The 11,493-nt window shown below is 41.4% G+C and carries 9 protein-coding genes; 4 read left to right on the forward strand and 5 right to left on the reverse strand.

What is annotated here, in order from left to right:
* Positions 1–227 precede the first annotated feature (227 nt).
* From L641_RS0108045 to prlC, 3 genes are all read right to left on the reverse strand, one after another.
* Positions 228–983, reverse strand: a complete 756-nt coding sequence (locus L641_RS0108045; protein ID WP_024601623.1) for a class I SAM-dependent methyltransferase — start codon at positions 981–983, stop codon at positions 228–230.
* A gap of 76 nt (positions 984–1,059) precedes the next feature.
* On the reverse strand, positions 1,060–2,238 hold the full coding sequence (locus tag L641_RS0108050) for a response regulator (protein WP_024601624.1): 1,179 nt from the start codon (positions 2,236–2,238) through the stop codon (positions 1,060–1,062).
* A 162-nt stretch (positions 2,239–2,400) separates the two neighbouring features.
* Positions 2,401–4,452 carry an oligopeptidase A gene (gene prlC, locus L641_RS0108055; RefSeq protein WP_013463996.1) on the reverse strand — a complete coding sequence of 684 codons (2,052 nt, stop codon included), beginning with the start codon at positions 4,450–4,452 and terminating at the stop codon, positions 2,401–2,403.
* A 252-nt stretch (positions 4,453–4,704) separates the two neighbouring features.
* Between prlC and gorA the strand changes: the two genes are divergently transcribed.
* Positions 4,705–6,066 carry a glutathione-disulfide reductase gene (gene gorA, locus L641_RS0108060; protein ID WP_013463995.1) on the forward strand — a complete coding sequence of 454 codons (1,362 nt, stop codon included), beginning with the start codon at positions 4,705–4,707 and terminating at the stop codon, positions 6,064–6,066.
* A gap of 160 nt (positions 6,067–6,226) precedes the next feature.
* Here gorA and zapE read toward each other — a convergent pair whose 3' ends face one another.
* The gene (gene zapE / locus L641_RS0108065; protein ID WP_024601625.1) at positions 6,227–7,315 is read right to left on the reverse strand and encodes a cell division protein ZapE; all 1,089 of its coding nucleotides are present in this window, start codon (positions 7,313–7,315) and stop codon (positions 6,227–6,229) included.
* A gap of 133 nt (positions 7,316–7,448) precedes the next feature.
* Between zapE and L641_RS0108070 the strand changes: the two genes are divergently transcribed.
* The 3 genes from L641_RS0108070 to L641_RS0108080 all read left to right on the forward strand — a co-directional run bounded on the left by L641_RS0108070 (position 7,449) and on the right by L641_RS0108080 (position 10,528).
* Positions 7,449–7,883, forward strand: a complete 435-nt coding sequence (locus tag L641_RS0108070) for a YhcB family protein (RefSeq protein ID WP_008115546.1) — start codon at positions 7,449–7,451, stop codon at positions 7,881–7,883.
* A gap of 122 nt (positions 7,884–8,005) precedes the next feature.
* Positions 8,006–9,358, forward strand: a complete 1,353-nt coding sequence (locus tag L641_RS0108075) for a Do family serine endopeptidase (protein ID WP_008465125.1) — start codon at positions 8,006–8,008, stop codon at positions 9,356–9,358.
* A gap of 87 nt (positions 9,359–9,445) precedes the next feature.
* Positions 9,446–10,528, forward strand: a complete 1,083-nt coding sequence (locus L641_RS0108080; RefSeq protein ID WP_013463993.1) for a trypsin-like peptidase domain-containing protein — start codon at positions 9,446–9,448, stop codon at positions 10,526–10,528.
* 113 nt (positions 10,529–10,641) lie between these two features.
* Here the strand turns inward: L641_RS0108080 and L641_RS0108085 are convergent, their stop codons facing one another.
* Positions 10,642–11,403: an IS5 family transposase gene (locus tag L641_RS0108085; RefSeq protein ID WP_024600859.1), complete on the reverse strand. Its 762-nt coding sequence runs from the start codon at positions 11,401–11,403 to the stop codon at positions 10,642–10,644.
* Positions 11,404–11,493: the final 90 nt, after the last annotated feature.

Below are 11,493 nucleotides of genomic sequence, written 5' to 3' on the forward strand. Positions count from 1 at the left end.
ACCTAAAACTTCAACTCTTGATAGAGCAAATTATAATAGGCAGTTACACAACACTAATTAAACCCTCGGAGCCTTTACCCTATGCGCGGCATAAAACCCCGCCTACAAAATAGTGTGCGCCACCCCATCAGCCTTAGTTTACCTCGCACACGTTTTAGTGTCGCTGCAAACAAACTATGGTTGCAGCGACATTTAGGCTCGAAGCCCGTCGCTCGTAGCCCGTTAACCTAAACCATCGCGGCTTTTACATATACATCAAAGCGGTTCTTTTTAGTTTTGATTTGCATGCTTGGAGTTTTATCATTTAAAAATGGTGCGTAATCGGGGCGTTTAACCACCACACGTTTGCTGGCAAGGGGGTAGGCAAACTCGAGTAAATCATCGGCGTCGGTATCGCCACCTACTAATTCTTGGAATACCCGCATTTCTTTTTTAACCAATGCTGATTTTTCACGGTGCGGAAACATAGGATCAAGGTAAACCACATCAGGCATGCTGTTACATTGGGCAAGTAAGGTATGGCTTGAGCCAAATATTAAGCTCATATTTTGCTGCATCCATGGGCCAATTTCACTATCGTTATAAGCACGTTGTAAGCCATCATATAACAGTGCAGCAACCACGGGGTGGCGCTCATGTAAAATTACTTTACAGCCTAGTGAGGCTAACACAAAACCGTCGCGTCCAAGCCCTGCGGTTGCATCGAGTACCACTGGCGTTGCGCCCTTATTAAGACCAACGGCTTTAGCAATTGATTGCCCTTTACCACCACCAAATTTACGCCTATGTGCAACAGCACCAGTTACAAAGTCTACGTTAATTGCACCTAGTTTAGGCTCATCAGTTTTATATAGGCTTAGCCCTTTATCATCGTAATGCAAACTAAAGCCACTACTTTGCTCCGCCCATTGAGCAAGCCCAAAGCGTGTTTCTAACTCATTCAAATATGGCCGACACTCTTTAAACGCACACTGTATAACCACTTCACACTCCGATGATAAATTTCACCGCTATTATACCCAAACAGTAGCAATATACGAAGTTCGCAAGGTGTATAGTTTAAAACAACTCAATATCGTTATTTTCACTCTCAGATTCTGGCTGCGCTTGTTGTTTACTTAGTTGTGTTTGAGTAATTAAGTCATCACGCTGTTGAGTAGTTGTTTTTAGTTGGTGCTTAATAAAGGCTAAATCATTAGTGGTTGCAACCAGCTGCTGTGATGTATGGCTAAGCTCAGTTATTTGCTCATTGAGCTGCGAAGCTGGTAAGTCATTTTGTGTTTGCATTAACGATTGGAGTTGCTCGAGCTGCTCTGTAAGCTGGCTAATCGCATTGCTTTGCATCGCATTTTGATTTTTTAGCTGTGCGACAATGTCTGTAAATGCGGTTGTTAATTCATTGTCGTGCATCAGTCGATATTGGTGCTGCTGTATAGTAACTACTTTTTCGTTAGTTACTTCTAAAATATGCGGAAATAAATCTTTATAGCGACCATACAGTGATGGCGTATCCATTGGCATATTTTTAATTAACAGTGAAATATTAGGGTAATTAATAATAGTACTATGACCAATATCAACAAAGCGCTCTGCATTTTTATGCTGCATGAGTAGCTCTTGCTCTAATGGGCATACGCCCGTCTCTTGGCTATAAAACACTCCCTGGTTATTTTGCCAAAAAACAACCACGACATTGAGGTGTAATGGCGTAAAAAAGCCTAAAAAGTATTCACTTAATAGTTCTAAGTTATCAGCATGGTAGCTTTGACAAACAAAGCGCATAATGCGTCCCATGTCACCGGTTTCAATCATCGCCATTTCAGCTGTTTTATTGGCCTTTGCTATATCATACTGCAGTGCTGCGCATTGCTTGCGGTACTGGTAAAGAATTTTAATGCGTGCCATCAGCTCCTGTGCGTTAAAAGGCTTTAAAATGTAGTCAGCCCCGCCAACACTAAACCCTTTAATACGTTCAGCCTGCCCCACTTTGGATGATAAAAACATTACCGGAATATCTGTTGTGGCTTTATTTTGTTTAATACTTTGGCAGACCTCATAACCAGACATACCCGGCATTTCAACATCAAGCAAAATAATATCAGGGTTATACTTGTTTGCTTGTCTTATGCCATCTTCACCATTTTTGGCATGGATCACTTTACAAAACCCAGCTAAAGACTCTTCAATAATATGGTGCATTAATTTATCGTCATCAATTGCCAGTATTAACTTTGCCATGCGTTAGTCCCTTTTAGTACTTTGTTCAAAGCATAGTACGCTATGTTGAAACTACTAAAATTTATTCAAAATATTCTTTAACAACACTGTGCTTTAGGTAATAAAAAAGCGCCACTGGGGCGCTTTTGTAATTATATTTTAATCCGCAAAGGTCAACAGACCCTAAGCGGCAATGCCACTGTGGCGTAGTAGTGCGTCTACACTTGGCTCACGACCACGGAAGTTTTTAAACAGTGCCATTGGCTCTTCGCTGCCGCCTTTTTCAAGAATGTGCTGCATAAACGCTTGGCCAGTTTGTGGATTAAAAATTCCTTCCTCTTCAAATTTAGAATAGGCGTCTGCCGAAAGTACTTCAGCCCATTTGTACGAGTAATAACCTGCACTATAACCGCCCGCAAAAATATGACTAAAGCCATGCTGAAAACGATTAAACGCTGGCGGCTTAATGACTGAAGTACGACTGCGTACATCATCAAGCACAGCTTGAATGTTACATGGTTTGTCTGCCACGTAATCGTGGTGGATTTTAAAATCAAATAACGAGAACTCAAGTTGTCTTAACATTTGCATACCTGAGTTATAATTTTTAGCCGCAAGTAGTTTATCAAGCAACTCTTTAGGTAGTGGCTCACCGGTTTCGAAGTGACCTGAGATAAAGCTAAGCGCTTCTTCCTCGTAACACCAGTTTTCTAAAAACTGGCTTGGCAACTCAACAGCATCCCACGCTACCCCATTAATACCGGCAACGGGGGCTGCATCTACTTGGGTAAGCATATGATGAATACCGTGACCAAACTCATGAAACAGTGTGGTTACTTCATTATGGGTAAATAACGCCGGCTTATCGCCAATCGCTTTATTAAAATTACACACCAGGTAAGCAACTGGTGTTTGAAGTTCACCATTAGCGCGCACTTTACGACCCATACAGTCATCCATCCACGCACCACCACGCTTGTGATCACGCGCATACAAATCTAAGTAAAAACGACCACGTAAAGTGTTATTGCTATCGTAAATTTCAAAAAAGCGTACATCTTTATGGTAGCTATCAAAATCAGCGACTTCTTTTACAGTAATACCAAATAGGCGATTAACCGTTTCAAATAAGCCACTGAGTACTTTATTTGCTGGGAAGTACGGGCGAAGAACTTCATCTGAAATCGCGTACTTTTCTTGCTTTAGTTTTTCACTATAATAACCAAAATCCCACGCCTGCAGTTCACTAATACCATGCTTTTGCTCTGCATATTGTTGCAGCTCTTTAAGTTCTTGCTCTGCTTGTGGTTTAGACTTAGCGGCTAAGTCTTCTAAAAATGAGAATACCTGCGCGGGTGATTCTGCCATTTTTGTAGCCAACGATTTTTCAGCGTAGTTATTAAAGCCAAGTAATTGTGCTAACTCATGACGCAGTGCCAACTCTTCACTCATGATCGCAGAGTTATCAAACTCTCCCGCATTAGGGCCTTGATCGGATGCACGGGTAGAAAACGCGGTGTATGTTTCTTTGCGAAGTTCACGATTATCTGCATAGGTCATAATCGGCAAATATGAAGGGAAATCTAGGGTAAATACCCAGCCGTCTAAGTCTTTACTTTTTGCCGTATCGGCCGCTAATGCAAGCGCTGATTCTGGTAAACCAGCCAATTGGCTTTCATCGGTAATATGCTTATGCCATGCAAGCGTGGCATCCATCACATTATTACCAAATTTTGAGGCAAGCTCTGATAAACGCGCACTAATTTCACCGTAGCGTTTTTGTTGCTCAGGATTTAACGCAATACCTGAAAGCTTAAAGTCACGTAATGCGTTAGTAATGGTTTTTTGCTGGGCAGTAGTGAGTGTTTTAAATTCGTCACTGTTATAAAGTGCGTTGTAAGCCTCATACAAACCTTGGTGCTGACCAACAAAAGTAGAGTATTCAGAAATAAGCGGTAAACATTGCTCGTAGGCTTCGCGAAGTTCATCATTGTTCATTACTGAGTTCAAATGCGATACCGGTGAAAACAATCGCGATAGTTTATCGTCAGCTTCTTCAAGGGGTAATACTAAATCTTCCCATGTGTATGATTGCTTTGCTAATACATCATTAATTGCACTGCGACAGTGCTCAATACCTTTTTTTAGTGCCGGGACAACATGCTCTGGCTTTATTTTTGAAAAAGGCGGTAAACCTTCAAGCCCGATTAGGGGATTAGTATGTGCATTGGTCATAGTGATTCTCGGTTTATGCAAAATATAAAAATTTAAGTTGGGGCAAAATACGTAAATACAAGGGCAAACCTGCTTTACTAGTTAACGAGTGCGTATCTGTAAATGATCACCTAGCAGCTTGATCTGAAATAGCATATCTTTCGTTTGATGAAGGATGTTTGATAGATTTTAGCAGCCCCGAACAAGTGACTTGCTCATCGCATATGCTATCATCGGCACAGAAAAGTTAAATTAATATTTAGAGGATTAAACATGGCTCAGCATTTTGATTACATTGCAATTGGTGGCGGTAGTGGTGGTATTGCATCAGCTAACCGTGCAGCAATGCGTGGCGCAAAAGTAGCATTAATTGAAGCTAAACACATGGGTGGCACCTGCGTAAACGTAGGGTGTGTTCCTAAAAAAGTAATGTGGCATGGCGCTCAAGTTGCTGAAGCAATTAATCTTTATGCTCCTGATTACGGTTTTGATGTTGAAGTTAAAGGCTTTGACTGGTCAAAGCTAGTAGAAAGCCGTGAAGCCTATATTGGCCGCATTCACAAAGGCTATGATAATGGTTTAGCTAAAAATGGCGTAACTGTGATCAAAGGCTTTGCAAAATTTGTGGATAGTAAAACCGTTGAAGTAAATGGTGAGCATTACACTGCTGATCACATTTTAGTTGCTGTAGGCGGACGCCCTACTATTCCTAACATTCCAGGTGCTGAACACGGTATTGATTCAAACGGCTTTTTTGAGCTGAACGAACAACCTAAGCGTGTTGCCGTTGTTGGTGCCGGTTACATTGCCGTAGAAATTGCAGGTGTGCTACACAGCCTAGGGACACAAACCCATTTATTTGTTCGTAAGAGCAAGCCGCTGCGCACCTTTGACCCATACATTATCGACACACTGGTTGATATTATGGCAAAAGAAGGCCCTACTCTGCACACTGAGTGTTCGCCAAAAGAGGTGGTAAAAGAGGCTGATGGTAGCTTAACTATTCATTTTGAAAACGGTTACAGCGAAAATGTTGATCAGGTTATTTGGGCGATTGGTCGTACACCTACAACCGATAAAATTAACCTTGCTGCAGCAGGCGTAGAAGTAAACGAAAGCGGCTATGTAAAAGTAGATGAATACCAAAACACCACGGCTAAAAATGTATACGCTGTGGGTGATATTATCGAAAATGGTATTGAGCTTACACCAGTTGCTGTAAAAGCGGGTCGTACTCTATCGGAGCGTTTATTTAATAAAGAATTGCCGAACGATTTAAAAATGGACTACAGCCTAGTACCAACCGTGGTATTTAGCCATCCACCTATCGGCACCATTGGCTTAACTGAACAAGAGGCGATTTCTCAGTACGGCGAAGAAAATGTAAAAGTATATAAATCAAGCTTTGCGGCTATGTACACCGCAGTTACTCAGCATCGCCAAGCATGTAACATGATGCTTGTGTGTGCAGGCGATGATGAAAAAGTTGTGGGCTTACACGGTATCGGTTTCACCGTTGATGAAATGATTCAGGGCTTTGCTGTCGCCATGAAAATGGGCGCGACTAAAGCCGATTTTGATGCGGTTGTAGCACTTCACCCGACGGGTTCGGAAGAGTTTGTTACCATGAGATAAGCTCGAGGTTCGAGAAAATAAAAAAACCTTGCGGTTAACATCGCAAGGTTTTTTTATTTTAAATGACCAACTTTACGCGGGGTAAACCCGCTGCTAGGTAATTTCAACTCGTAGCCCGTAGCCCGTTGCTCGTAGCCCGTCGCCCGCTAACCTTCGTATTTTAAGCTAAATGCTCTCGGGCTAAATACTCTAACGATTGCATTTCTTGTAAGCGACTAATACAGCGTTTAAATTCAAAGTTTAAATTGCCTTGTGTATAGAGCTCGGTAATCGGTTTTTCTGCAGAGATAATTAAGGTAACGTTACGCTCATAAAACTCATCTACCAACGCAATAAAACGCCTTGCTGCATCATCATTATTTTGTCCAAGCTGTTTTACGTTTGATAAAATAACTGTGTTATATAATCGGCTTATTTCCATGTAATCCACTTGGCTACGTGCGGTTTCACACAGTTCGCTAAATTCAAACATAACGATGCAATCAGACACCTTGCGGGTTTTGATCATCCGCCCTTCTATTTCAATTGGGGTGTCTACTTTACCGGCCTCAGGGGAGAGCTTATCAAAGTATTCAAATAGGTTTTTATCAGCTTGCTCATCAAGCGGGCTGTGAAAAATTTCTGCTTGTTCCAGTGTACGTAACCGGTAATCAACACCGGAATCTACATTAACTATTTCAGTATGCTTATTCACTAAGGCAATAGCCGGTAAAAAACGAGCGCGTTGTAAGCCATTGCGGTATAAATCATCAGGTATAATATTAGAGGTTGCAACCAACACAATACCACGAGCAAATAGCGCTTCCATTAAACCACCGAGCAACATAGCGTCGGTAATGTCTTGAACAAAAAATTCATCAAAACAAATTATGTCTGTTTCTGCTTTGAAAATATCGGCTACTGTTTCTAAAGGGTTGGCAGTGTTATTTAACTTTTTAAGCTCGTCGTGTACTCGGTGCATAAAACGGTGAAAATGCACTCGCATTTTTCTATCGCTCGGTAAAGCTTCGTAAAAAGTATCAACAAGGTAAGTTTTACCACGGCCTACGCCACCCCAAAAGTATAAACCTTTAATGGGAGCTGGCTCTGCTTTATTAAAAAGCTTTGCAAAAAAGCCTTTAGATTGTGGTTTTGCTTGTGTTAAATCGTCGTATAAACGCTGTAAATGACGAACTGCATTTTCTTGTGCTGCGTCATGTACAAAGTCATCGCGTTGAAGGTCTTGCTGGTATGTTTGCCAAGGAGTCATATCTATTTACAGTTAAAACACAGTTTAATTTGTAAAGCATATTAACACGCATCAATACTCAGGGTATATTAGACTTAGTATGAATTATTATTGAACTAAATTTTTTTAGTTATTTTCGCATAGAGGTGAATTTATGGGTACATTTACATGGGTAGGTTTAGTGATAGTGGTTGCTATTGCTGCATTTTTCGTTGGTGCCTTTGTCACTAAAAAACAATTTAAACAAGATGAGTTAGAGCAACAAGCAGAGCAAGCTAAGCATTCGCTTGAGCAGTATCGTCAAGATGTTGCCGACCATTTAGCGAACACTGGTAAGTTAGTAAACAAAATGAAAGAAAACTACGACCAGTTATTAAGCCATGTTGAAGAAACCAATCAACTATTACTTGAAGACAGAAATAAAGCCCCTGCTGAACCGTTTTTTTCTAAAGAAACCACAGAGCAGTTACAAGCGTCATTAAAAGAGCGTAGTTCAGATCGCTCAAACGCCGATGCTCAACCAGCTGATTATGTGTCGGGTAAATCAGGATTATTTGCTGGTGATGTGAATACTTCTAAAGCATCTTGATGAACTTTTTTTTGGCCCCATAGTCTTTAGATATAACAGCTTTGTTGTTTTATCTTACTGATATACTTTTTTGAGGCTGCTTATTGCAGCCTTTTACTTTTTAAGTGGAGTAAACCCTGACTATGAAAATGAAATTATCACTTATCAGTGCTGCTATTTTATCTACTAGCTTATTACTAAGTCCAACCGCCTCGTTTGCTAAATTGCCGGTTGCCGTTAATGGTCAACAATTACCAACACTTGCCCCTATGCTTGAGCAAATTACCCCAGGTGTAGTGAGTATTCAGGTTTCAGGCTCTAAAGAGGTTCGCCGACGCGGTGACCCGCTCGATTTCTTTTTTGGCAACCCGCAGCCACGTAGCCAAAAGCGCCAGTTTAGTGGTTTAGGCTCAGGAGTTATTATTGATGCTGACAAAGGTTATGTCGTTACTAACAACCATGTAGTGCAAGACGCCGAAAAAATGGTGGTCACTCTTGAGGATGGCCGCGAATATGAAGCAACAAAAATTGGTAGCGATAAAGAGTCTGATATTGCGCTACTACAAATAGACGCAGATGAATTAACCGCAGTAAAGCTAGCTAACTCAGATGACTTACGTGTCGGTGATTTTGCCGTCGCAATTGGTAACCCTTTTGGTTTAAGCCACACGGTTACCTCAGGTATTGTTAGCGCATTAGGCCGCAGTGGCTTAAATATTGAGGGTTACGAAGATTTCATTCAAACCGATGCCGCGATAAACCAAGGTAACTCAGGTGGGGCTTTAGTTAATTTAAACGGTGAGCTGATTGGTATTAATACCGCTATTTTAGGTGCATCAGGCGGAAATGTGGGGATTGGCTTTGCTATTCCGTCAAATATGATGAAAAACCTAGTTGATCAAATTGTAGAGCATGGTGAAGTACGCCGTGGTTCGTTAGGTATTTCAGGCCGCCCTCTTGATGCAGGCCTTGCTAAAGCACAGCAGCTTGATGTTAAACAAGGGGCTTATGTTATGCAGGTAATGGATGACACCGCAGCCAGCAAAGCCGGTATTAAAGCAGGCGATGTGATTATTAGTATTAATGGTAGTGAAATTAGTGGCTTCCATGAACTACGCAGTAAAATTGCCACCTTAGGTGAGGGTCGTGAAGTACAGTTGGGGATTTACCGTGACGGTAAAGTTAAAAATGTGGAAGTAACCCTAGATGGTGCATCAGGCATTACCGCTGCGGGCGAAGAGTTACACCCAGCATTCCAAGGTGCAACGCTTGAAAACGTGAAGAAGAACAAAATGAAAGGGATTGAGGTGACCTCTGTAGACCCTCGTTCGCCATCAGCACGGGTTGGCCTTGAAGAAGGCGATGTTATTGTGCAAGTAAACCGTCAACGAGTAGAAAGCATTCGCGACATGAACAAAATTATCGAAGATATTCAAGGTAATATTGTGTTAGGTGTGAAACGCGGACGTGAATCTATTTTTGTATTAATTCAGTAATAATACAATAAAAGTAACAGCGGCACTTGCCGCTGTTATTTTTTTTGTGCCATCATAAAGGGATTGCTCACTAACAATAAGAATACCGTGCTAAAACTTCTAAAATTTGTACTTCCTCCTCTATTTGCCGGTTTAGGCATTGCTTTTTTAGTGGTTTTTTTTAGCCCTAACATGCGCACTGCATTGCTACCTAACGTGCCGCTACCCAGTGCAATGACTGCAAGTCATTTGAGCTTTTCTGACGCAGTTAAGCGCGCAGCGCCATCGGTTGTCACCATTTTTTCAGAAAGCATTTCTAAAGAGCCACGCTATAAACGCCAAAATACGGTGCAAGAGCTTGGTTCTGGAGTGATCATGTCACCTGACGGTTATATTTTGACTAATTACCATGTGATCAATAATGCCGATCAAATACTAGTTATTCTTACTGACGGCAGACGTTTTTTTGATGTGCAACTCATTGGCTTTGATACTATTACCGACTTAGCATTGTTAAAAATAAATGCCAATCACCTGCCTGTTATACCCGTTAACGATAACTACAGTTCGAGTGTAGGCGATTTAGTATTAGCCATCGGAAACCCACTTAACTTAGGGCAAACCATTACTCAGGGGATCATTAGCGCCACCGGTAAGCAAAAAATTACCGACAGTCCTTACAATAACTTACTGCAAATGGACGCTGCTATTAACGTAGGTAACTCTGGTGGTGCACTGGTAAATTCTAATGGCGATTTAGTAGGGATCACCTCTGCCCAGTTTAAAACCCGTGAAAACTTAAATATACAAGGGATCTTTTTTGCGGTGCCTTACACCTTGGCAAAAGAGGTAATGGGTAAGCTTATACGCCATGGTCGTGTTGTACGCGGCTATTTGGGCTTTGAAGGCACAGCGGTAGACAGTACAGGCAAAGAGGTCAATGATAGCTTAACGCCTGTTGCAGGCATGCGTATTACCAACCTAGACCCTTTAGGTCCTGCATGGCAGGCGGGTATAGAAGAGCAAGATATTGTGATTAAAATTGCTGGGCTTTCAGTGGCTAATCCACAAAATGTATTGAAAAAAATAGGCAGTACCGAACCGGGGAAAGAAATTGAATTTGAGCTTTACCGTAACGGTGAAATACAAAAAATAATGGTGAAAGTAGCAGAGCTCGAAACCAAGCTATAAAGCGCTTATTTATACTTTGGCATTAGACATAAAAAAACGCGATAGATCATCGCGTTTTTTATGGATTAGAATAATAATTGTATTAGGGGCTGTTGATCTTTGTAGTACATATATCAATCAGCCCACATTGGTAGCCACATCATAGTAAATGCTAAAGCGAGCATTGAATGATAATTTCGTTCAAGCTTTTCATACCGCGTGGCTATCCCTCTATATTGCTTAATACGGCCAAATGCATTCTCAACCAAGTGCCGATATTTATACATGCACCAGTCAATATCTTCATTGCCTACTAAACTGTTGCCCTTACGTGGAATAACGGGTGTAGCGTTATTATCACGAACAAACGCTCTCAGTTTTTCACTGTCGTAGCCTTTATCTGCGACAACCATATTACTTGTTGGGCAATTAGCTACGAGTGACTCTGCATGGACGATATCATGCGTATTTCCACAGGATAATTCATAATAAACAGGCAACCCTCCGCTATCGACTGCAAGATGAATTTTCGTAGAATTTCCACCTCGGCTCTTTCCAATTGATTCATTGTCAGCAGTTCTTGCACCGCAACTATGTTGATGAGCCCTGACAATACTGCCATCAATGAAGACCCAATCCATGTCCGCATCACGAGATAATGCGCGAAACAGTTCATTCAAAATCCCTTTTTTGGACCATAAATTAAACCGTCTGTAGATAGCACTCCAACGGCCAAAATCAGAAGGTAAATCTCGCCATGGAATACCTGTGCGCATCTTATACAGTATGCCTTCGAGCGTTTTTCTATGGTCGGGCTTATTATAAATTCGACCACTTAAGTACATTACTTTTGATAAGACATTCCATGTCCCGTCTGTTAGCATTAATCTTGGCATGTAGGTTCGGTGTAAAGTTTTCTGGCGAATTCAATTATACCTTATCTTCATGCTGTTTGTTTTTCATACCACAAAGATCAACACGCCCTA

Origin of the sequence: Pseudoalteromonas sp. TB41, assembly GCF_000497975.1 — a bacterium.
GTDB classification, from domain to species: domain Bacteria; phylum Pseudomonadota; class Gammaproteobacteria; order Enterobacterales; family Alteromonadaceae; genus Pseudoalteromonas; species Pseudoalteromonas tetraodonis.

Excerpts from the sequence above, each read along its gene's own strand:
- zapE (WP_024601625.1), bottom strand. The coding sequence starts at position 7,315 with ATGACTCCTTGGCAAACATACCAGCAAGACCTTCAACGCGATGACTTT.
- L641_RS0108085 (WP_024600859.1), bottom strand. The coding sequence starts at position 11,403 with ATGCCAAGATTAATGCTAACAGACGGGACATGGAATGTCTTATCAAAA.
- L641_RS0108075 (WP_008465125.1), top strand. The coding sequence starts at position 8,006 with ATGAAAATGAAATTATCACTTATCAGTGCTGCTATTTTATCTACTAGC.
- L641_RS0108050 (WP_024601624.1), bottom strand. The coding sequence starts at position 2,238 with ATGGCAAAGTTAATACTGGCAATTGATGACGATAAATTAATGCACCAT.
- gorA (WP_013463995.1), top strand. The coding sequence starts at position 4,705 with ATGGCTCAGCATTTTGATTACATTGCAATTGGTGGCGGTAGTGGTGGT.
- prlC (WP_013463996.1), bottom strand. The coding sequence starts at position 4,452 with ATGACCAATGCACATACTAATCCCCTAATCGGGCTTGAAGGTTTACCG.
- L641_RS0108070 (WP_008115546.1), top strand. The coding sequence starts at position 7,449 with ATGGGTACATTTACATGGGTAGGTTTAGTGATAGTGGTTGCTATTGCT.